This window comes from Streptomyces sp. NPDC052299 (assembly GCF_040679335.1).
Taxonomy (GTDB): Bacteria; Actinomycetota; Actinomycetes; order Streptomycetales; family Streptomycetaceae; genus Streptomyces.
On the sequence record NZ_JBFAUP010000029.1, the window covers coordinates 12,849 to 34,238 of the forward strand.

Annotated in this window: 20 protein-coding genes; 14 read left to right on the forward strand and 6 right to left on the reverse strand. The window is 73.9% G+C overall.

What is annotated here, in order from left to right; translation table 11 throughout:
* Positions 1–288: 288 nt before the first annotated feature.
* Both allB and alc read left to right on the forward strand, forming a co-directional pair.
* Positions 289–1,638 carry an allantoinase AllB gene (allB, locus tag AB0L33_RS32600; protein ID WP_365687152.1) on the forward strand — a complete coding sequence of 450 codons (1,350 nt, stop codon included), beginning with the start codon at positions 289–291 and terminating at the stop codon, positions 1,636–1,638.
* A complete protein-coding gene (gene alc, locus AB0L33_RS32605) occupies positions 1,635–2,774 on the forward strand; it encodes an allantoicase (protein ID WP_365687154.1) in 1,140 nt (379 codons plus the stop codon). The genes allB and alc overlap by 4 nt, the downstream gene beginning before the upstream one ends.
* 174 nt (positions 2,775–2,948) lie before the next feature.
* Here the strand turns inward: alc and AB0L33_RS32610 are convergent, their stop codons facing one another.
* Positions 2,949–3,779, reverse strand: coding sequence for an aldo/keto reductase (locus tag AB0L33_RS32610; protein ID WP_365687156.1), 831 nt, complete (start codon positions 3,777–3,779; stop codon positions 2,949–2,951).
* A gap of 83 nt (positions 3,780–3,862) precedes the next feature.
* The gene (locus AB0L33_RS32615; RefSeq protein WP_365687157.1) at positions 3,863–4,609 is read right to left on the reverse strand and encodes an SDR family oxidoreductase; all 747 of its coding nucleotides are present in this window, start codon (positions 4,607–4,609) and stop codon (positions 3,863–3,865) included.
* 205 nt (positions 4,610–4,814) lie between these two features.
* Here AB0L33_RS32615 and AB0L33_RS32620 point away from each other — a divergent pair, with 205 nt between their 5' ends.
* Positions 4,815–5,744, forward strand: coding sequence for a DMT family transporter (locus tag AB0L33_RS32620; protein ID WP_365687158.1), 930 nt, complete (start codon positions 4,815–4,817; stop codon positions 5,742–5,744).
* A gap of 5 nt (positions 5,745–5,749) precedes the next feature.
* Here the strand turns inward: AB0L33_RS32620 and AB0L33_RS32625 are convergent, their stop codons facing one another.
* Positions 5,750–5,953, reverse strand: a complete 204-nt coding sequence (locus AB0L33_RS32625; RefSeq protein ID WP_365687160.1) for a hypothetical protein — start codon at positions 5,951–5,953, stop codon at positions 5,750–5,752.
* 146 nt (positions 5,954–6,099) lie between these two features.
* Here AB0L33_RS32625 and AB0L33_RS32630 point away from each other — a divergent pair, with 146 nt between their 5' ends.
* From AB0L33_RS32630 to AB0L33_RS32665, 8 genes are all read left to right on the forward strand, one after another.
* Entirely contained in the window at positions 6,100–7,314 is a 1,215-nt protein-coding gene (locus AB0L33_RS32630) for a histidine kinase (RefSeq protein WP_365687161.1), read from the forward strand.
* A complete protein-coding gene (locus AB0L33_RS32635; protein ID WP_365687163.1) occupies positions 7,311–8,009 on the forward strand; it encodes a response regulator transcription factor in 699 nt (232 codons plus the stop codon). Before AB0L33_RS32630 ends, AB0L33_RS32635 begins: the two co-directional genes overlap by 4 nt.
* Positions 8,010–8,095: 86 nt before the next feature.
* Entirely contained in the window at positions 8,096–9,271 is a 1,176-nt protein-coding gene (locus tag AB0L33_RS32640; RefSeq protein WP_365687165.1) for a cytochrome P450, read from the forward strand.
* Between the two features lie 171 nt (positions 9,272–9,442).
* Entirely contained in the window at positions 9,443–10,426 is a 984-nt protein-coding gene (locus AB0L33_RS32645; RefSeq protein ID WP_365687166.1) for a sugar ABC transporter substrate-binding protein, read from the forward strand.
* A complete protein-coding gene (locus AB0L33_RS32650) occupies positions 10,423–11,469 on the forward strand; it encodes an ABC transporter permease (RefSeq protein ID WP_365687168.1) in 1,047 nt (348 codons plus the stop codon). The genes AB0L33_RS32645 and AB0L33_RS32650 overlap by 4 nt, the downstream gene beginning before the upstream one ends.
* Entirely contained in the window at positions 11,466–12,308 is an 843-nt protein-coding gene (locus AB0L33_RS32655; RefSeq protein WP_365687170.1) for an ATP-binding cassette domain-containing protein, read from the forward strand. Before AB0L33_RS32650 ends, AB0L33_RS32655 begins: the two co-directional genes overlap by 4 nt.
* A gap of 111 nt (positions 12,309–12,419) precedes the next feature.
* Positions 12,420–13,583 (forward strand): ROK family glucokinase, encoded by a 1,164-nt coding sequence (locus AB0L33_RS32660; RefSeq protein WP_365687172.1) that lies wholly within the window; start codon positions 12,420–12,422, stop codon positions 13,581–13,583.
* A gap of 13 nt (positions 13,584–13,596) precedes the next feature.
* Positions 13,597–14,193: a hypothetical protein gene (locus AB0L33_RS32665; RefSeq protein ID WP_365687173.1), complete on the forward strand. Its 597-nt coding sequence runs from the start codon at positions 13,597–13,599 to the stop codon at positions 14,191–14,193.
* Here AB0L33_RS32665 and AB0L33_RS32670 read toward each other — a convergent pair.
* Positions 14,155–15,735, reverse strand: a complete 1,581-nt coding sequence (locus tag AB0L33_RS32670; RefSeq protein ID WP_365687175.1) for an isocitrate lyase/phosphoenolpyruvate mutase family protein — start codon at positions 15,733–15,735, stop codon at positions 14,155–14,157. The two genes, AB0L33_RS32665 and AB0L33_RS32670, sit on opposite strands and share 39 nt — an antisense overlap.
* A 65-nt stretch (positions 15,736–15,800) precedes the next feature.
* On the opposite strand from AB0L33_RS32670, the gene AB0L33_RS32675 reads away from it, so the two are divergent.
* Positions 15,801–16,475 carry a winged helix-turn-helix domain-containing protein gene (locus AB0L33_RS32675; RefSeq protein WP_365687176.1) on the forward strand — a complete coding sequence of 225 codons (675 nt, stop codon included), beginning with the start codon at positions 15,801–15,803 and terminating at the stop codon, positions 16,473–16,475.
* Between the two features lie 7 nt (positions 16,476–16,482).
* On the opposite strand, the gene AB0L33_RS32680 is transcribed toward AB0L33_RS32675, so the two are convergent.
* The gene (locus AB0L33_RS32680; protein WP_365687177.1) at positions 16,483–18,039 is read right to left on the reverse strand and encodes a family 20 glycosylhydrolase; all 1,557 of its coding nucleotides are present in this window, start codon (positions 18,037–18,039) and stop codon (positions 16,483–16,485) included.
* Between the two features lie 219 nt (positions 18,040–18,258).
* Here AB0L33_RS32680 and AB0L33_RS32685 point away from each other — a divergent pair, with 219 nt between their 5' ends.
* Positions 18,259–19,554: a family 1 glycosylhydrolase gene (locus tag AB0L33_RS32685; protein ID WP_365687179.1), complete on the forward strand. Its 1,296-nt coding sequence runs from the start codon at positions 18,259–18,261 to the stop codon at positions 19,552–19,554.
* A 10-nt stretch (positions 19,555–19,564) separates the two neighbouring features.
* The gene (locus AB0L33_RS32690) at positions 19,565–20,152 is read left to right on the forward strand and encodes a TetR/AcrR family transcriptional regulator (protein ID WP_365687182.1); all 588 of its coding nucleotides are present in this window, start codon (positions 19,565–19,567) and stop codon (positions 20,150–20,152) included.
* 61 nt (positions 20,153–20,213) lie between these two features.
* Here AB0L33_RS32690 and AB0L33_RS32695 read toward each other — a convergent pair whose 3' ends face one another.
* A complete protein-coding gene (locus AB0L33_RS32695; protein WP_365687184.1) occupies positions 20,214–21,389 on the reverse strand; it encodes a serine hydrolase domain-containing protein in 1,176 nt (391 codons plus the stop codon).
* Position 21,390: the final 1 nt, after the last annotated feature.

A 21,390-nucleotide genomic window follows, 5' to 3' on the forward strand; every position in this document is an offset into this window, starting at 1 on the left:
GCAAGGCAGCAGCCTACCGGGCCCTTTCCGGTGGCCCCACTGCCGAGGAGGGTCGTCGTGGCCGGTCAGCGCCCGTTTGTCCGGGTGTCCGCAGGCCGCGCGGCACCCCGGCCGCGCGGCACCTGGCCCATTCTACGTTCCGCACTCCGAAATTCACCTTTTACTTTGTGGAAACCTCCAGCGCGGCTCCCGGGGCGGGCGGGGAGCAAGGATGGGGTCTTGACGGGTCGCACTCCCGAGTGAAGACTCCTTCAACAGTTCGTTGAAAGTGCGAAGTGAGGAGCGCCGGTGTCCGGTCAGGACGTGAAGCTGCTACTGCGCTCGACGCGCGTCGTCACCCCCGAGGGGACCCGGCCCGCGTCGGTCGCCGTCACCGGCGGGACCATCGACGCCGTTCTGCCGTACGAGACCGAGGCCCCGGCCGGTGCCCGCGTCGAGGACTTCGGGGACGACGTCCTGCTGCCCGGCCTCGTGGACACGCACGTCCATGTGAACGACCCCGGCCGCACCGAGTGGGAGGGCTTCTGGACCGCCACCCGCGCGGCGGCGGCCGGTGGCATCACCACGCTGCTCGACATGCCCCTCAACTCCCTGCCGCCCACCACCACGGTCGGGAACCTGCGGGTCAAGCAGGGCGTCGCCGAGCCCAAGGTGCACGTGGACACCGGCTTCTGGGGCGGTGCGGTCCCCACCAACGTCAAGGACCTGCGTCCGCTGCACGAGGCCGGGGTCTTCGGCTTCAAGTGCTTCCTGTCGCCGTCCGGCGTCGAGGAGTTCCCCGAGCTGGACCAGGAGCAGCTGGCCCGGTCCATGGCCGAGATCGCCGGTTTCGGCGGGCTGCTCATCGTGCACGCCGAGGACCCCCACCACCTGGCCTCCGCGCCGCAGCAGGGCGGACCGGCCTACGCGGACTTCCTGGCGTCCCGGCCGCGCGACGCCGAGAACACCGCCATCGAGGGCCTGATCGCCCACGCCCGCCGGCTGGACGCCCGCGTCCACGTCCTGCACCTGTCCTCCAGCGACGCGCTGCCGCTGATCGCCGCCGCCCGCCGCGAGGGCGTCCGGCTCACCGTCGAGACCTGCCCGCACTTCCTCACCCTCACCGCCGAGGAGGTCCCCGACGGGGCCACCGAGTTCAAGTGCTGCCCGCCCATCCGGGAGGCCGCCAACCAGGACGCGCTGTGGCAGGGGCTCGCCGACGGCACCATCGACTGCATCGTCTCCGACCACTCGCCCTGCACCACCGACCTCAAGACCCCGGACTTCGCCTCGGCCTGGGGCGGCATCTCCTCCCTCCAGCTCGGCCTGCCCGCCATCTGGACCGAGGCCCGCCGCCGCGGCCACACCCTGGACGACGTCGCCCGCTGGATGTCCGCGGCCCCCGCCGCCCTCGCAGGGCTGCACCACAAGGGAGCCATCGAGGCCGGCCGCGACGCCGACTTCGCGGTCCTGGCACCCGACGCCACCTTCACCGTCGACCCGGCCGAGCTCTTCCACCGCAACCAGGTCACCGCGTACGCCGGACGCACCCTGCACGGCGTGGTGCGCTCCACCTGGCTGCGCGGCGTACGGATCGCCGCCGACGGCGTGCTCTCCGAACCCACCGGCCGCCTCCAGACAAGGGACCCCCAGGCATGACGGCGACAGCGCACTTCACCGGCGACGCGAACCCGTACGGCGGCGGCGATCCGTACGCCGACTACCGCACCGCCGACCACCCCTTCACCCACCTCGTGGACCTCGCCGACCGGCGGCTCGGGGCGGCCGTGATCGCCGCCAACGACGAGTTCTTCGCCGAGCGCGAGAACCTGCTCAAGCCGGAGCCCGCCCACTTCGACCCCGAGCGCTTCGGGCACAAGGGCAAGATCATGGACGGCTGGGAGACCCGCCGCCGACGCGGCACCGGTGCCACGCAGCCGCACCCGGTGGACGAGGACCACGACTGGGCGCTGATCCGCCTCGGCGCCCCCGGCATCGTGCGCGGCCTGGTCGTGGACACCGCCCACTTCCGCGGCAACTACCCGCAGGCCGTCTCCATCGAGGCCGTCTCGCTGCCCGGCTCGCCCTCGCCGGAGGACCTGCTGGCCCCGGACGTGAAGTGGACGACGCTCGTCCCCCGTACCGCCGTCGGCGGCCACGCGGCCAACGGGTTCGCCGTCGACGTGGAGCGCCGCTTCACGCATCTGCGGCTCAACCAGCACCCGGACGGCGGCATCGCCCGCCTGCGGGTCCACGGCGAGGTCGACCCGGACCCCGCCTGGCTGGCCGCGCTCGGCACCTTCGACGTCGTCGCCCTGGAGAACGGCGGCCGGGTCGAGGACGCGTCGGACCGCTTCTACTCCCCGGCGACCCACACCATCCAGCCCGGCCGCTCCCGCAAGATGGACGACGGCTGGGAGACCCGGCGCCGCCGCGACCGGGGCAACGACTGGATCCACTACCACCTGGCCGAAGAGTCGGACATCCGCGCCGTCGAGATCGACACCGCGTACCTCAAGGGCAACGCGGCGGGCTGGGCCCGGCTCACCGCCCGGGACGCGGAGACCGGTGCGTGGACCGAGTTCCTGCCCCGGACCCGGCTCCAGCCCGACACCAACCACCGCTTCGTGCTGCCCGACGCGGTCCGCGCCGACCAGGTCCGCATCGACATCTTCCCGGACGGCGGCATCTCCCGCCTCCGCCTCTTCGGCTCCCTCACCGCACGCGGCACGGCCCGGCTGGCCGCCCGCCACGCGGAGCTAGGCCCTGTCGTCACATTTCCGTCTGCCGGGTGACGCCATGCACGCACTCTCGCCGCCCCGGCCCCAGACCCCAGTACATCCAGTACAGGGATCTGGGGCCGGCACGCCGAGAGCACGCACCTGACGCCGCCCGGCCCGTCCTCCGGGCGGACGACGGAAATGTGACGACAGGGCCTGGGCGGCTGACGGAACGGGACCCCGGGGGCGTCAGAACTCCTCGTGCTCCTCGGGGTCCCCGCCGAACCGCTCCCGCCGCCCGTTCGAGATCCGCCCCAGCTCCTCGGGCGTCAGCTCGAACCCGAACAGGTCCAGGTTCTCCCGCTGCCGCCCCGGATCGGCCGACTTCGGGATCGGCACGGCCCCGAGCTGGGTGTGCCAGCGCAGCACCGCCTGGCCCGGGGTGACGCCGTGCGCCTCGGCGACGGCCACCACGTCCGGGTCGGCCAGCAGATCGCGGCCGCGCCCCAGCGGGCTCCAGCTCTGCGTGACGATCCCCATCGCCGCGTGCGCCGCGCGCAGCTCCTCCTGGGGCAGCCGGGGGTGCAGCTCGATCTGGTTGACGGCGGGCACCACGCCCGTCTCCTCCGCCAGCCGCCTCAGGTGCTCCGCGGTGAAGTTGGAGACCCCGATCGACCGGACGAGCCCGTCCTCGCGCAGCTTGATGAGCGCTCGCCAGGTGTCCACGTACAGGCCCACCTTCGGCAGCGGCCAGTGGATGAGATAGAGGTCCACGTAGTCCAGGCCGAGGTTGCTCCGGGACTCCTCGAACGAGGCGAGCGTCTTCTCGTAGCCGTGGTGCCGGCCGGGCACCTTGGTCGTCACGAAGACCTCCTCGCGAGGCACCCCGCTGCGGACGACACCGCGCCCCGTACCGGTCTCGTTGCCGTAGTTCAACGCGGTGTCCACGAGCCGGTAGCCGAGACCGAGGGCCCCGGACACCGCCTTCTCCGCCGCGTCGTCGTCCAGCGGATAGGTGCCGAGTCCCACCGCCGGGATCGTACGGCCGTCGTTCAGGGTGTGCGCCGGGATACCGGACATGATCGTCCCTTCTCCTCGTCTGCCGTTACGGGCCTGCCTCCCCGCCCAGCGTAGGCGGGGCGGGGAGGAGCGGCAGCGCGACGTCAGGCGGCGTGACCGCCGTCCACGACCAGCTCGGCCCCGGTGACGAACGCGGCCTCCGGGCCCGCGAGGTACGAGATGAGCGCGGCGATCTCCTCCGTCGTGCCGAACCGGCCCAGCGCGTTGGCCGCGCGCTGGCCCTCGGCGAAGGGGCCGTCGGCCGGGTTCATCCCGGTGTCCACGGCACCCGGCTGGACCAGGTTGACCGTGATGCCGCGCGGGCCCAGTTCGCGGGCCAGCGGCTTGGTCAGGCCGGAGAGCGCGGACTTGCTCATCGCGTAGAGCGTTCCGCCGGGCCCGCCCGCATGCCGGCTCAGGGCCGTACCGAGGGAGATGATCCTGCCCCCGCGCCCCATCACCTCGGCCGCCGCCCGGCAGGCGAGGAACACCGCCCGGACGTTCACGGCCAGGACCCGGTCGACGTCTGCGGGCGTGAGCGAGCCGATGGGGCCGAGGACGCCGATCCCCGCGTTGTTGACCAGGACGTCCAGCCGCCCCAGCTCCTGTGCCGCCCGGTGCACCACCGAGGCGGCGGCCTCCGCGTCGGCCGCGTCGGCGCGCAGCGCCACCGCGCGGCGCCCGGTCGCCTCGATCGCGGCGACGACCTCCTTGGCGGCGCCCTCGTCGTGTACGTACGTCAGCGCCACGTCGGCGCCGTCCCGGGCGAGCCGCAGGGCGGTCGCGGCGCCGATGCCCCGGCTGCCGCCGGTGACGAGCGCGGTGCGGGGGGTGGGAAAGGTGCTGTTCATCGTCGTTCCTGTCCGTTGCCGGTCGTGCTGACAGGAACCAGGAAAGTCGTCCGGCGGCCCGGAGACCGGCGGGAATTGGACGCCGAGTCCGGGCCCGTCCCGCCGGGGGCCTCGTCATTCCGGGAGCGCGCCCGGTAGCGTGATCGTTCCCAGTGCGAGCCGGTGCCGTCTCCACGTCGTCCCTGTGGAGAGAGCAGGAGTCCAGGTGTCCTCCGCCGCCGTTCCCGCCCCCGTCCTCGCCCCGCCGCGCCGGGCCTGGCTCACCGATCTGCCCGTCCTGCTGGTCGCCGTGGTGTGGGGCTCCAGCTATCTCGCCGCCAAGGGCATCACCACCCCGCGTACCGTCGTCGCCGTGCTCGTGCTGCGCTTCGCGGTCGTGCTGCCCGTCCTCGTGGTCGCCGGGCTGCGCGGGCTGCGCGCGCTGAGCGCCGCCCAGTGGCGGGGCGCCGGGCTGCTGGGCCTCGTGCTCAGCGGGATCTTCCTGGTGGAGACGTACGGCATCGTGCACACCTCGGCCACCAACGCCGGGCTCATCATCAGCCTCACCATGATCTTCACCCCGCTCGCCGAGGCCGCCGTCACCCGGACCCGGCCGACCGGGGCCTTCCTCGCCGCCGCCGGGCTCTCCGTGGCCGGGGTCGTGCTGCTGACCCAGGGCGGCGGATTCACCAGCCCCTCCGCAGGTGACCTGCTCATGCTCGTCGCCGCCCTCGCCCGGACCCTGCACGTCCTGCTCATGGCCCGCGTCAAGTCCGTCCGGGGCGCGGACTCGCTGTCCCTGACGACCGTGCAGCTCGGCAGCGCCCTCGCCGTCTTCGCCCTGCTGGCCGCCGCGCCGGGGACGGGCGCGGCGCCCTGGACGGTCGCCGCCGGATTCGGGGTGCGGGAGTGGGCCGGGCTGCTCTTCCTCGCGGTGTTCTGCACCCTCTTCGCGTTCTTCGTGCAGATGTGGTCCGTACGCCGCACCTCCCCGTCCCGCGTCAGCCTGCTGCTCGGTACGGAACCGCTGTGGGCCGCCGCCGCGGGCATCGCGATCGGCGGTGAGCGGCTGGGCCCCGCCGGGGCGGCGGGCGCCGCGCTGGTACTGGCCGGGACCGCCTGGGGACGGCGGAGCGCGGACCCGGGCGCGCCCTGACCGGCTCACTCCTTGATCGCGTCCGCCGCGACCATGACGGCCGCGCCCGCCACCATCAGCACGATCGACACGAAGACCGGGTACTCGGCGGCGAACGGCAGCCGCTGCCACAGGTTGAAGAAGCGGAACCAGTCCACCCACACATGGATCAGTCCGGCGACCCCCTGGACGAAGACCAGGAACCCGACCGTCTCGCAGAGTTTCTTCATGGCCCCGAGCCTGGCCGCCCGGGCGGCCGGGCCGCGTCGGCCGGTGGGCTGCCCACCGGGTCCGAAAGTCTCCGGCTCCGCGACTTTGGTCGCTCCCGCGCCCCGGACGCCCCGGACCCGCCGCCCGCGTGCGTAGCTTTGTCGACATGACGCGTACGGAGTACCCCTGGCTGCTGCCCTCGGCGATGGCCGGACCCGAGCTGCCCGGCGACCGGGGCCGGTCCCGCCGCACCGTCCGGGACTGGGTGGTCGACCTCACGGCGTTCCTCTGCGCGGCGGGCATCGGCCTGGCGACGCTCGCCACCATCGAGGCAGACCCCACCACACCGGACACCTTCGTCCTCGTGGACTCCCTCGTCGGCGCCGCCGCCTGCTGCGCCCTGTGGTTCCGGCGCCGCTGGCCGGTCGGGCTGGCCGTCGCCCTGACCCTGCTGTCCACCGTCGAACCGGTCGCGGCGGGTGCCCTGCTCGTCGCGCTGTTCAGCGTGGCCGTTCACCGGCCGTTCCGCCCGGTCGCCCTCGTCGGCGTGGGGGCCCTGGCCGTCGCCCCCGTACAGCCGTATCTGCGCCCCGACCCGGACACGTCGTTCCTGGCGTCCACCGTCATCGGGCTCCTGCTGATCCTCCTCGTCCTCAGCTGGGGCATGATCGTGCGCTCCCGGCGCCAGCTCGTCGTCTCCCTCCGCGAACGCGCCGTCCGCGCCGAGACCGAGGCCGCCCTCCGCGCCGAGCAGGCGCAGCGACTCGCCCGCGAGGAGATCGCCCGGGAGATGCACGACGTGCTCGCCCACCGGCTGACCCTGCTCAGCGTCCACGCGGGCGCCCTGGAGTTCCGCCCCGACGCGCCCCCGGCCGAGGTCGCCCGCGCCGCCGGGGTCATCCGGGACAGCGCGCACGAGGCGCTGCAGGACCTCCGCGAGATCATCGGGGTGCTGCGCGGCCCCCGCGACACCGACGGCAACCGCCCGCAGCCCACCCTCGCCACCCTCGACGCGCTCGTCGCCGAGTCCCGGGAGGCGGGCATGGACGTCGCCCTCGACAACCGCCTCGCCGACCCCGACGCCGTGCCCGCCGCCTCCGGCCGCACCGTCTACCGCATCGCCCAGGAGGCGCTGACCAACGCCCGCAAGCACGCCCCGGGCACCGGGGTCACCGTCGCCGTCACCGGCGGACCCGGGCAGGGCATCACCGTCGAGGTGCGCAACCCGGCCCCCACCGAGCCCTTCACCCCGGTCCCCGGCTCCGGCCAGGGGCTCATCGGCCTCACCGAACGGGCCACCCTCGCCGGGGGCCGCCTCGACCACGGGCCCGCCCCCGACGGCGGGTTCGCGGTGCGGGCCTGGCTACCGTGGGCGTCATGACCGACGCGCCCGTCCGCCTGCTCATCATCGACGACGACCCGCTCGTCCGGGCCGGGCTGAACCTGATGCTCGGCGGCGCCGACGACATCGACATCGTGGGCGAGGGCGCCGACGGCAGCGAGGCCGCGGCCCTGGTCGACCGGCTGCGGCCCGACGTGGTGCTGATGGACATCCGGATGCCGGTCATGGACGGCCTGGCCGCCACCGAAGCGCTGCGCGCCCGGCCCGACGCGCCGGAGATCGTCGTCCTGACCACCTTCCACGCCGACGAGCAGGTGCTCCGCGCCATCCGCGCCGGGGCCGCCGGCTTCGTCCTCAAGGACACCCCGCCGGCCCTGATCGTGGAGTCGGTGCGCCGGGTCGCCGGCGGCGACCCGGTCCTCTCGCCCGCCGTCACCCGGCAGCTCATGGCCCGGGCGGCCGGCGCCGGACGGGACGAACGCGTGGACCGGGCCGCCCGGGCGCGCGAGCGGATCGCGCTGCTCGCGGACCGGGAGCGCGAGGTGGCCGTCGCCGTGGGACGGGGCCGGTCCAACGCGGAGATCGCCGCGGAGCTCTACCTCAGCGTCGCCACGGTGAAGACCCAGGTCTCCCGCATCCTGGCCAAGTTCGGCCTCAACAACCGCGTCCAGATCGCCCTGCTCGTCCACGACGCCGGTCTCCTGGACGACGAGAGCGGATCGAATCCGGCCTGAAGCGGCTCCCTCCCCGCAGGCCGCCCGGCATAGGCTGAACGGGCCGGTCCTCGGAGCGGGGACGACACGACCGGGAGGGCGGACTCATGTCCGAAGTCGTTGTGGATCTCAGCGGGTTGCCCGACTTCACCGCGCATCCCTATCCCTACTACGAGCGGATGCGCGCGACCGGACCCGTGCACCTCGTCCGCACCGACGAGTTCGACCGGATCTGGCTCGTCGTCGGCTACGACGAGGGCCGGGCCGTCCTGGCCGACCAGCGCTTCGGCAAGGACTGGCGGTCGCTCCCCGGCGAGACCGGCGGTGACCCGATCAACGCCAACATGCTGGAGACGGACGCCCCCGACCACACCCGGCTGCGCAAGCTCGTCGCCCGCGAGTTCACCCCGCGCCGCATCGAGGCGCTGCGCCCCCGGGTCGAGGAGATCACCGCCGGACTCCTCGACCTGATGGTCCCCGAGGGCCGCGCCGACCTCGTGGACGCGCTCGCCTTCCCCCTCCCGATGACCGTGATCTGCGAGCTGCTCGGCGTCCCCGACCTGGACCGGGCCGCCTTCCGCAAGCTGTCCAACGGCGTCGTCGCCCCCGCGAACGCGGAGGAGGAGGGCGAGGCGGTGCGCGCCATGGGCGGCTACCTCGTGGAGCTGATCGAGGAGAAGCGCCGCTCACCCGGCGACGACCTGCTCAGCGCCCTGATCGCCGCCCGCCACGAGGACGACGACGCGCTCTCGCCCGACGAGCTGGTCGGCATGGCCTTCCTGCTCCTTGTCGCCGGCCACGAGACGACGGTCAACCTCATCTCCAACGGCGTGCGCGCCCTGCTCGCCCACCCGGACCAGCTCGCCGCGCTCCGCGCCGACCCCTCGCTCCTCGACGGCGCCGTCGAGGAGATGCTGCGCTACGACGGACCCGTGGAGACGGCCACCCTCCGGTTCGCCCGGGAGCCGGTCGAGGTCGGCTCCCGGACCATCGCGACCGGCGACGCGGTCCTGGTCTCGCTCGCCGGCTCGGACCGCGACCCGGCCCGCTACCCCGAGCCCGACCGCTTCGACATCCGCCGTGACACCCGCGGCCACCTCGCCTTCGGACACGGCATCCACTTCTGCCTGGGCGCCCCGCTGGCCCGGATGGAGGGCCGCATCGCGATCCGCGCGCTCCTGGAACGCTGCCCCGGCCTGGAGGCCGACCCGGAGGCCGCCCCGCTCGACTGGCTGCCCGGCACGCTGATCCGGGGGGTGCGCCGCCTGCCGGTGCGCTGGTGAGCGACGCGCCGCCGTCCTCTTCGTGCCCCTCCGGGTCGCGGCGGCACGCGCTCGGGGATACTTGCCCAGCCGGGCCGGGACCACAGGGCCCCGGCACCACCGGCAGCAGCACAGCGAGCAGCACAAGAAGGGCACGGCGTCGTGGCAAGGGTTCGGACAGGGGTACGTGCGATGGGCGCCGTGCTTGCGGCGGTGCTGGGGGTGTCCCTCGTGGGATGCAGCAGCACCGGCGGCAAGCGGGCGGAGGAGCGTGCGGCCAAGGCCGCGGCCGAAGGCCGGGCCGCGGTGAACACGCCCCGCTGGACCTTCGCCATGGTCACCCACTCGGGCGACGGCGACACCTTCTGGGACATCGTCCAGAAGGGCGCCGACATGGCGGCCAAGAAGGACAACATCAACTTCCTGTACTCGAAGAGCGACGAGGGCCAGCAACAGGCCCAGCTGGTCCAGGCGGCCATCGACAAGAAGGTCGACGGGCTGATCGTCACGCTCGCCAAGCCCGACGCCATGAAGGACGTCGTCGCCAAGGCCGTCCGCGCCGGCATCCCCGTGATCACGGTGAACTCCGGCTCCGCCGAGTCCAAGGCGTACGGCGCGCTCACCCACATCGGCCAGGACGAGTCCATCGCCGGTGAGGCCGTCGGCGACGAGCTGAACAAACGCGGCCGCAAGAAGGCCCTCTGCATCCTGCACGAGCAGGGCAACGTGGGCCACGAGCAGCGCTGCGCCGGTGCGAAGAAGACCTTCGACGGCCAGATGCAGAACCTGTACGTGGAGGGCACCAACATGCCCGACGTCCAGGCGTCCATCGAGGCGAAGCTCCAGTCCGACAAGGACATCGACGCGGTCGTCACGCTCGGCGCGCCCTTCGCGGACGCCGCCGTCAAGGCGAAGAAGACCGCCGGCAGCAAGGCCGAGGTCGACACCTTCGACCTCAACGCCACCGTCGCGGCCGGGCTGAAGTCCGAAACCCTCGGCTTCGCCGTCGACCAGCAGCCCTACCTCCAGGGCTACGAGGCCGTCGACCTGCTCTGGCTCTACCGCTACAACCGCAACGTCCTCGGCGGCGGCCGCCCCGTCCTCACCGGCCCGCAGATCATCACCGCGAAGGACGCCGGAACGCTCGCCGAGTACGCCGACCGGGGCACCCGATGACCGCCGGGCCCGGATCGACCGCCGTCGTGGACGAACGGCTGCTGCGCACCTCACCGCTGCGCAAGCTCCTCGGCCGCCCGGAGCTGGGCTCGGTCGTCGGCGCGCTCGCGGTCTTCCTCTTCTTCGCGGTCGTCGCCGACAGCTTCCTGCGCGTCACCAGCTTCGGCACGGTGCTGTACGCGGCCTCCACCATCGGGATCATGGCGGCTCCGGTCGCGCTCCTGATGATCGGCGGCGAGTTCGACCTGTCGGCCGGTGTGATGGTCACCAGCTCCGCGCTGGTCTCCTCGATGTTCAGCTACCAGATGACGGCCAACGTCTGGGTCGGCGTCTTCGTGTCGTTGCTGGTCACGCTCGCCTTCGGCGCGTTCAACGGCTTCATGCTGACCCGCACGAAACTCCCCAGCTTCATCATCACGCTGGGCACGTTCCTGATGCTGACCGGGCTCAACCTGGGCCTCACCAAGCTCATCAGCGGGACCGTCTCCACGAAGGGCATCGGCGACATGGAGGGCTTCCCCTCCGCCCGCAAGCTCTTCGCCTCGTACTGGACCGTCGGCGGCGTCGAGCTCAAGGTGACGCTCCTGTGGTGGGCCGGACTGGTGGCCGTCGCCACCTGGATCCTGCTCCGCACCCGCTTCGGCAACTGGATCTTCGCCGTCGGCGGCGGCGCGGACGCGGCCCGCGCGGTCGGCGTCCCGGTCGTCCGCACCAAGATCGGGCTCTACCTCGGGGTCGCCTTCGCCGCCTGGGTCTCCGGGCAGCACCTGCTGTTCAGCTACGACGTCGTGCAGTCCGGCGAGGGCGTCGGCAACGAGCTGATCTACATCATCGCGGCCGTCATCGGCGGCTGCCTGATCACCGGCGGTTACGGCTCCGCGATCGGCTCGGCGGTCGGCGCCCTGATCTTCGGCATGACCAGCAAGGGCATCGTGTACGCGGAGTGGAACCCGGACTGGTTCAAGTTCTTCCTGGGAGCGATGCTGCTCCTGGCCACCCTGCTCAACGCATGGGTACGCAAGCGCGCGGAGGCGACGACATGACGGCCCCCAAGGCCCCGGAAGGGCCCAAGGACACCGGCCGGCAGGCCCTCGTCGAGCTGGACGACGTGGCCAAGTACTACGGCAACATCAAGGCGCTGGAAGGCGTCTCCCTGGAGGTCCACGCGGGCGAGATCTCCTGTGTGCTCGGTGACAACGGCGCCGGCAAGTCCACCCTCATCAAGATCATCGCGGGGCTGCACCGGCACGACGCCGGGCGGTTCCTCATCGACGGCGAGGAGACCGCCCTCGCCAACCCGCGCGACGCCCTCGACCGGGGCATCGCCACCGTCTACCAGGACCTCGCGGTCGTCCCCCTGATGCCGGTCTGGCGCAACTTCTTCCTGGGCTCCGAGCCCACGACCGGCGCCGGACCCTTCAAGCGCCTCGACGTGAAGCTGATGCGCGAGACGACCCGCTCGGCGCTGCTCCGCATGGGCATCGACCTGCGCGACGTGGACCAGCCCATCGGCACCCTGTCCGGCGGCGAGCGGCAGTGCGTGGCCATCGCGCGCGCCGTCCACTTCGGCGCGAAGGTGCTCGTCCTGGACGAGCCGACGGCCGCCCTCGGCGTCAAGCAGTCCGGGGTCGTCCTGAAGTACATCGCGGCCGCCCGGGACGCCGGTCTCGGCGTGGTCCTCATCACGCACAACCCGCACCACGCGTATCTCGTCGGTGACCGGTTCGTCCTCCTGAAGCGGGGCGCCATGGCCGGCAGCCACACCAAGGACGGCGTCACGCTGGACGAGCTGACCCGGCAGATGGCGGGCGGCAGCGAGCTGGAGGAGCTGAGCCACGAGCTGGAGCGCACCTCCGGGCCGGGCACCGGCGACAGCGTGTAGCGGAGCCGCGCGGCGACCCCGTCCCCTCCGGGGTGGCAGAATCGGGACGGACGGGCGCCGTCCGCCACCGGGATCACACCTGACCCGGTCACCCCACACCTTTCAGGGACGATGAGCACGTACCGCGACTTCGCACACCGCGGCTCCGCCCGCGCGACCGTCCTGCGGACCGTGGGCACCCGGGAAAGGCGCTCGCACCTCACGGCGCCCCGGGTTCCCACCGTCGGCATCGACATCGGCGGCACCAAGGTCATGGCCGGAGTCGTGGACGCCGACGGCACCATCCTGGAGACGGTGCGCACCGAGACGCCGGACAAGTCCAAGAGCCCGAAGGTCGTCGAGGACACCATCGTGGAGCTGGTCCTCGACCTCTCCGACCGGCACGACGTGCACGCGGTGGGCATCGGCGCTGCGGGCTGGGTCGACGCGGACCGCTCCAAGGTCCTCTTCGCCCCGCACCTGGCCTGGCGCGACGAGCCCCTGCGCGACGCCCTCGCCTCCCGGCTCGTCGTCCCCGTCATGGTGGACAACGACGCCAACACCGCCGCCTGGGCCGAGTGGCGCTTCGGCGCCGGGCGCGGCGAGGACCACCTCGTCATGATCACCCTCGGCACCGGCATCGGCGGAGCGATCCTGGAGGACGGCCAGGTCAAGCGCGGCAAGTACGGCGTCGCCGGTGAGTTCGGCCACATGCAGGTCGTGCCCGGCGGCCACCGCTGCCCGTGCGGCAACCGGGGCTGCTGGGAGCAGTACAGCTCCGGCAACGCGCTGGTCCGCGAGGCCCGCGAGCTGGCCGCCGCCGACTCGCCGGTGGCCCACGGGATCATCGAGCGCGTCAAGGGCAATGTCCCGGACATCACCGGACCGCTCATCACCGAACTGGCCCGCGAGGGCGACGCGATGTGCGTCGAGCTCCTCCAGGACATCGGCCAGTGGCTCGGCGTCGGCATCGCCAATCTGGCCGCCGCGCTCGACCCCTCCTGCTTCGTCATCGGCGGCGGGGTCAGCGCCGCCGACGACCTGCTCATCGGACCCGCCCGGGACGCCTTCAAGCGCCACCTCACCGGGCGCGGATACCGCCCCGAGGCCAGGATCGCGAAGGCGCAGCTCGGCCCGGAGGCCGGTATGGTCGGCGCGGCGGACCTCGCCCGGCTGGTCGCGCGGCGCTTCCGCCGCACCAACCGCCGCCGCGTCGAGCGGTACGAGCGGTACGCGCAGATCTACGACCAGGCGGCGAGCACCCTCCGCAGCAACCGCAACACCCGCACTTCCTAGGGGCCCCACACCCATGACCGCAGCCGAGCACCCCGTCGTGCCGCGCCAGTCCCCGTCCCCGGACGAGGGCGACGGACGGGCCCCGGAGACCCGCCGCCACCTGATCCGCCGACGCCTGATCACGGCGACGATCATCGTGCTGCTCATCGGCATCCCCGCCGGATACCTGCTGATCTCGGCGGGCCAGAGCCGCCGCTCCGGCCAGGACAAGGCCGCCGAGGCCGCCGCGCAGGGGCTGCGCCCCGGCTGGCCGTCCCGGATGCTGCGCCGCATCTTCGAGGTCCCGATCCCCGGTTACGCGACCGGTGTGCAGTACTACGAGACGAACAACTGGAAGGCCAGCCGGATGTACGTGCAGTTCCGCACGACGTCCAACGGCCTGGACGCCTTCCTCAACGACATCGGCACCGGCCGCGCCGCCCTGGAACCAGGCAAGGTCACCATCAGCAAGCGCGACACGAAGATCGCCGGCTGGTACTTCGGCGACGGCGTCTCCTGGGCGGGCACCACCCACAGGAACAAGGACCCGCGCCCCACCCAGGACATCACCGTCGACATGACCGACCCGATGTCACCGGTCGTCTACGTCGTCTCCGCCGCGACCCCCTGACCCGTCGCCCGGCGCCAGTGCCTGCACATCGGCGTACGGGAGTGCTCCGCTCCGCACCGGGCCCCCGTCCCGGATCGCGGCGGCCGTGGACACGGCCCCGGCCAGCGCCTCCCGGTACAGCAGCGAGCCCAGGCTGACCCGCCGCACCCCCAGGGCGCTCAGCTCGGCGATGCCCGGTCCGGCCGGGCTGTACAGCACGTTCAGCGGGGTGACGAGGGCGTCGGCCAGCGCGGCGATCTCCGCCCGGTCCGAAAGACCGGGCACGAACACCCCGTCCGCACCGGCCTGCTCGTAGACCGCGAGCCGGGCGGCGGTCCGCTCCTGTTCGCACCCCAGCCAGTACGTGTCCGTGCGGGCGTTGACGAACAGCCCGGGCACCGCCTCCTTGACGGCGGCGACCTTCGCGGCGTGCAGCTCCACCGGGGTCAGGGTGCCGTCCGCCCGCCCGTCCTCCAGATTGATCCCCGCCGCTCCCGCCTCGTACAGCCGCCGCGCGAACACGGCGACCTCCGCCGGGTCGTCGCCGAACCCCCCTTCCGCGTCCACGCTGAACAGGAACGGCCCCCGCCCGAGCCGCCGGGCCAGGTCCACGGTCGCCTCCTTCGTCGCCGCCGCCCCGTCGGGCAGCCCGAGCCCCGCCGCCACGCCGAGGCTGGTGGTTCCCACCGCTGCGAACCCCTCGGCGGCCAGCGCGGCGGCCGACGCGTAGTCCCAGGCGTTGGGCAGCAGCAGGGCCTTCCCCTGATGGTGGAGGCGGGCGAACGGTGTCATCGGCCGCCCGAGCAGCCCCTCGGTCAGCGCGAGGGCGTGGGCCTTGCCCGGGCAGACCCGGGGCGGCGCGCCGAAGGCGAGCGTTACGGGGTGGCCCTGGCGGGCGGCCACCAGGTCGAGGACCACCTCGTCGCCCTCGGCGATCTCCCGTCCGGCGACCCGGGTGGCCCGCGCGGCGACCCGGCGCATGACCCGCACCGGCGGATCGTCCCGCAGCACCCGGGCCGTCGGCACCGCGGGCCCGGCCGCCCCGACGGCCCCGGTCAGCGCGGCGGTCGCGGCGCACGCCTGGGCCAGGAGCCCGATGCGCTGCGCGACGGCCTCCAGCCCGGTGTCGTCCGCCGGGTCCGGCGAGAGCAGGTCCACGAGCCGGGCGACGGCCCGGTCGGCGTCGGTCCCGCCGTCCTCGCCGAAGTACGCGTCCGCGAGCACCGCCACCTCCCGGGCGACCCGCTCCGGCTGCGGCAGGTCCAGGGCGGCGGCGAGGCGGCTCACCACGCGCTTCCGCGGATCGCCCTCCCCGCCCGGCGCCGAGGCCGCCCGGTGCAGATCGGCCGGGGTCAGGCGGGCGAGTTCCGCCTCCACCCACGCCCGGCGCCGCAGATGCGGCTCACCGGAGGCGAACCTCGCCACCGTGGCCCGCAACCAGGCGACGCTCGCGCCGGGCGGACCGGCGAACGGGCCGGGCACCGGAGGGACGAGCGCGGGGTCGGCGAGCGCCGTGCGGATCTCCGCGTACTGACTGAACTCATGGGTCGTCGCGTGGCTCATGGCTCCGACCGTAGGACCGGAACACTTCGGCCCCCGCCGAACCGTCCCTGCGCCACCATGGAGTCATGTCCTCCCTCGCCGAGACCGCCGCCCTCTTCGCCGACCGCACCCGCGCCGCCTTCTGCGAGGCACTGCTCGACGGGCGGGCCTGGACGTCCGGTGAGCTGGCCCGGCACGCGGGCGTCACTGCGTCCACCGCCAGCGAGCAGATCTCCCGCCTCGTGGCAGGCGGGCTGCTGGCCGAGGAGCGGCAGGGGCGGCACCGCTACGTCCGGCTCGCGGGCCCGGAAGCGGCCGCGCTGACCGAGGCGCTTGCCGGGTACGCCCCCGGCACGCCCCGCCCGCGCACCCTGCGCGCCTCGGTCCGCCAAGACGCCGAGGCCCGGGCGCGCACCTGCTACGACCATCTGGCGGGCCGGCTCGGCGTCGCCCTGGCGGACGCGATGGCCGCGCGCGGCCTGGTCGACACCGGCTCCGGGATCGCCGTCACCCCGGCGGGCCGCGGCTGGCTGTCCGACACCCTGGACTTCCGGCAGCCCGCCGGGGCCCGACGCCCCCTCGTCCGCACCTGCCTGGACTGGACCGAGCGCCGCTCGCACCTCGCGGGCGCCCTGGGCGCGGCGCTGTGCACGGCGTCCCTGGACCGCGGGTGGGTCCGCCGCGTCGGCTCGGGGCGGGCGGTGAAGGTGACGCCGGAGGGAAGCACGGCGTTCGCGGAACTGCTCGGGGTGGAGGTGTGAGCCGCCCTCAGCGCCAGTCCACCTCGGTGGAGGCGAAGTAGGGCAGGCCCCGGTCGGCCCAGAGGCGGCCGTGGTGCGCCAGACGCTCGCGGTATCCGGCCCATTCCGGGGCGCGCCCGCACCACGCGGCCTCCGCGACCGAGGCGAGCCGGGGGAGCAGGAGCAGGGAGACGTCCTCGAAGCCCTTGAACTTCTCGGCGAACACCGTGGCCTCCACGCCCGCGACGTTCGCGTCCGGGACCGGGTGGGCGCCCGGGTCCCAGGCCGCCGCGTGCCGGACGCCCAGCGGGCGGTAGCCGTCGAAGCCGAGCCGGGCGGCCTCGGCGGACTGCTCGGCCGGGGCGAACTCCGCCGCGTAGGGGCGGTCCAGATAGAGGTGCGACTGCGGGGAGAGCAGCACGCGCCCACCGCCCTCGACGGTGCGGCGGAGGTCGTCGTCGGTGGGGGCGAAGAACTTCTTCAGCGCCGCGATGATCTCCACGCTCCGCCCGGCGGCCACGAGTTCGGGCCGGGCGGCCAGCCCTTCCGCCGTGTCCGGCAGGTCCATCATCTCCACGTCCACCCAGTACTGCGCGATGTCCTCGGGGCCGGTCCCGGCCCGTGAGGACTCCTGCCAGGCCACCGGACGCTTGCCCAGGCCGCGTACGAGCGCGCGCAGTTCGCGTACGGAGGCGTCGAAGCTCTCCGGGGTCGCGCCGAACGCCTCGTCGGCGCCGATGTGCACATGGGGGCCGGTCGTCAGCGCGCAGACCTCGGTGAGGACGCGGGCGACGGCGGCGTGGGTCGCCGCGTCGGTGAGGTCGAGCGGGGGCACGAACGGGAAGCGGTCCGCGAGCCCGGCCGGGGCGGGGGCCGGCGGGAGGCCGGGCACGGCGGCCCGGAACGTCGCGCAGTGGCCCGGCAGGTCGATCTCGGGGACGACGGTGACGAACCGCCGGGCCGCGTACTCCTGAAGGGCCCGGTACTCGGCCGCCGTGTAGAAATCCGTGCCCGGGGGCGTCAGCGCCGGGGTGCCCGGGAGTTCGATGCGCCAGCCCTCGTTGTCGGTGAGGTGGAGGTGCAGGACGTTGAGCTTGTAGAGCGCGGCGAGGTCGATGATCCGGCGCACCTCGTCGGGCGTGAGGAAGCTGCGGGCCGGGTCGACCATGAGCCCGCGCCAGGCGTAGCGCGGGGCGTCGGTGAGTTCCTGGTACGGCAGCCTGCCCGTGGCGATGAGCTGGAGGGCCGTGGTCGCGCCCCGGAACACCCCGGCCGGAGTGCGGCCGCGGCAGGTGATGCCGTCGGCGTCCACCCGGAGCCGGTAGCCCTCGTCCACCGGCCGGGCGGCCCCGTCGGGGGAGACGCCGAGCGGCGGCGCCGACGCCAACTCGTCCAGACCGAGGACCAGTTCACGAAGCGGCGTGCCGGGTGCGTCCGGCAGGTGCGGGGCGAGGAGCGCCCGTACGGTCTCCGCCACCTCCGCCAGCGCCGGGTCGGCCGCCCGTACGTGCCAGGCGGTGGCCGCGGGCAGTGCGCCGGCGGGCCGGGAGGGTCGGGCGTCGGCGTGCGGAATGACGGCGTTCACGGGCTTCTCCCTGGAGGTGGGACCGGTGGGCCGGGGGCCGGAGCGGCGGCGTCAGGTTCCGTCCGGTCCGGCCCCCCGGGCATTCGGTGCCGGGGCGGGACCGGACCGGCCGCCTCTTCTCCCGTACCGCTGCCACCTGTACGCTAACACGAAAACCGATCAATGAACGCTTTTTGCGGAGTGGGCGAACGGCCCGCCTCCGGGCGAAAGGAGAACCCGATGGTGCACGAGGCCGGACCCGGTTTCGCCCTGCCGGAAGGCTTCCTCATGGGGGCGTCGACCTCGGCCCACCAAGTCGAGGGCAACAACGTCTCCAGCGACTGGTGGACCCTGGAGAACCACCCCGAGAGCTTCGTCCAGGAGCCCAGCGGGGACGCGGCCGACAGCTTCCACCGGTGGCCCGAGGACATGGACCTGCTGCGCGAACTCGGCTTCGACTCCTACCGGTTCAGCATCGAGTGGGCGCGCGTCGAGCCCGAGCGCGGCCGGATCTCACGCGCCGCCGTCGAGCACTACCGGGCCATGGTGCGCGGCGCGCTGGAACGCGGGCTGACCCCGGTCGTGACCCTCCACCACTTCACCTCGCCCCGGTGGTTCAGCGACCTCGGCGGCTGGACGGCCCCCGGCGCGGACGAACTGTTCGCGGCCTACGCGCGCACCTGCGCCGGCATCCTGCGCGAGGGCGTCCGCCATGTCGCCACCATCAACGAGCCCAACATCATGGCCCTGATGTACGCCCTCAAGCGGCACGCGGCCGAGCACGGCTGGGAGAGCGTCGCGCCCGGGGCGAACGCGGCCCGCCAGGCCGGTGCGGCCGCCGTCGACCCGGCCTCCTTCGCCCCGGACCCCGAGGTGACCCGGGCCCTGATCCGCGCCCACCGGGCCGCCACCGCCGCGCTGAAGGAGACCGTGCCCGGCGTCCGGGTCGGCTGGACCGTCGCCAACCAGGTCTATCAGGCGGAGCCGGGCTGCGAGTCCGCCGCGACCGCCCACGCGCGGCCCCGCGAGGACGTCTTCCTGGAGGCCGCCCGCGAGGACGACTGGATCGGCGTCCAGGCGTACACCCGCCACCGCATCGGCCCCGGCGGCGCCCTGCCCCCGCCCGCCGGCGCCGAACTGACGCTCACCGGCTGGGAGTTCTACCCCGAGGCGCTCGGTGAAGCGGTGCGGCACACGGCGGAGGTCGTCGGCCCGCACGTGCCGCTGCTGGTCACCGAGAACGGCATCGCCACCGACGACGACGAGCGCCGCATCGCCTACACCGCCCGCGCCCTGGTGAGCCTCGCCGAGGCGATGGCCGAGGGCGTCGACGTACGCGGCTATCTGCACTGGAGCGCCCTCGACAACTACGAGTGGGGGAGCTACCGGCCGACGTTCGGGCTGATCGCGGTCGACCGCGACACCTTCGCCCGCACGCCCAAGGACTCGGCGCGCTGGCTGGGCGCCCTGTCCCGGGAACGGCGGCTGCCCGCCGGAGCCCCGCTCGGGTCGGTGACCGCACCCTCCTCGCGTTAGGGTGACCGGCATGGCGAAACGGGGCCCGTACGAGAAGGGCGAGGCCAAGCGCAGCGAGATCCTGCACGCGGCACTGGAGATCTTCGCCGCCGAGGGGTACCGGGGTACCTCCCTGCGGAAGGTGGCGGCGAAGTGCAGCCTCAGCCTGCCCGGTCTGATGCACTACTTCGACTCCAAGGAGGACCTGCTCACCCAGGTCCTGCGGATGCGTGACGAGACCGCGCGGGCCCGGCAGGTGGAGCGGGCCGATCCGTACGGCTACCGCGAGATCATCCGGGAGGGCGCCAAGACCCCCGGCCTGGTCGAGCTGTTCGTCTCGATGGCGGCCGCCGCCAGCGACCCGGCCCACCCCGCCCACGCCCACTTCGCCGAGCGTTACCCGGTGGTGCGCGAACGCGTCGCGGACTTCGTCCGGGAGGGGGTCGCGGAGGGGCGGATCAGCTCCGCGATCCCACCGGAGCGGCTGGCCGTGCTCCTGGTCGCCGTGGCCGACGGCATCCAGCTGCAATGGCTGATCGACCGGTCGACGGACATGGAGCAGCCCATCGAGGACCTGCTCGCGATCCTCGACCCGCGCACGGCGGCCGAAGGGGCCTGACCCGGCACACGAAGGGGCGGCGCCCACGCGCCGCCCCTTCGTGCCTCTCCGCCCGTACGGTTCAGAGCGCCGACGCCGTCGCGGTCACCGCTTCCGTCCAGTCTGCCCAGCGCGGATCGGGCCCGGCCGCGGGTTCCCAGGCCATCGCCGTGCACACGTACCCCACGGCGAGACCGTTGCCGGGGTCGGCCATGCCCAGCCGGCCGCCCGCCCCCGCGTGCCCGAACGAGCCCTCGCCCAGCATCGGCAGCCCCTTCCGGGGCAGCTCGAAGCCGAGCCCGAAGCGGGAGCGGCCGGCCGGGTCCCCGCCGTCGAGCGGTGGTGGCGGCGGCACGTCGTCGCGCGGGGCGACCGCCCGCTCCAGCGCCGCCGGGGAGAGCAGCCGCATCCCGTCCACCGGGCCGATGAGCGCCGCGTACATCCGGGACAGCGAGCGGGCGTTGCCGATGCCGCCCGCGCCGGGCAGCTCGGCCGCACGGCCCTCCCGGGTCGTCAGCCCCTGGACCGCCGCGGCCAGCTCCGCCTGCGACGCCCGCAGCGCACGGGACAGCGGCGCGTCCGGGGCGAGCCCCAGCCCGGCGAGGAAGCCGGTGACCTGCTCCGGCGAGGGGTCGGGGCGTACGGAGAACTGCGGGGCGAACCGGTGCTCCTCGGCCGCGGGCAGCCCGATCCACAGGTCGAGCCCCAGGGGCCCCGCCACCTCGGCGGCGAAGAACGCCCCGATGCTCCGGCCGCTCACCCGGCGCACCACCTCGCCGACCAGGTGGCCGTAGGTCAGCGCGTGGTACATGCACGCCGTGCCCGGCTCCCACACCGGCCGCATCGCCGCGAGGACGTCCAGCCGGGCCTCCCGGTCGAGCAGCCCGGGCAGCCCGCACCCCGCCGGACCGGCCGAGAACGCGGGCAGCCCCGCCCGGTGCGTGAGGAGGTCGGCCACCGTCGTCCCGCCCTTCCCGGCGGCAGCGAACTTTGGCCAGTAGCGGGCCACGGGCGCGTCGAGGTCCAGTGCGCCCCGTTCGCTCAGCAGGTGGGCGCAGACCGCGACGAGCCCCTTGGTCACGGACATCAGCACGCCGACCGAGTCCGTCCCGAAGCCCGGCGGACCGGAGGCCAGGTCGACCACCGGGCGCCCGTGGTGGTGGACGGCCAGCTGCGCGGCGCCGGGGTCGTCGGCACAGCCGCGTACGAAGGCGTCGCGGACGGGCTCCCAGCCGGGCGCCACCCGGCCGGTGACCATC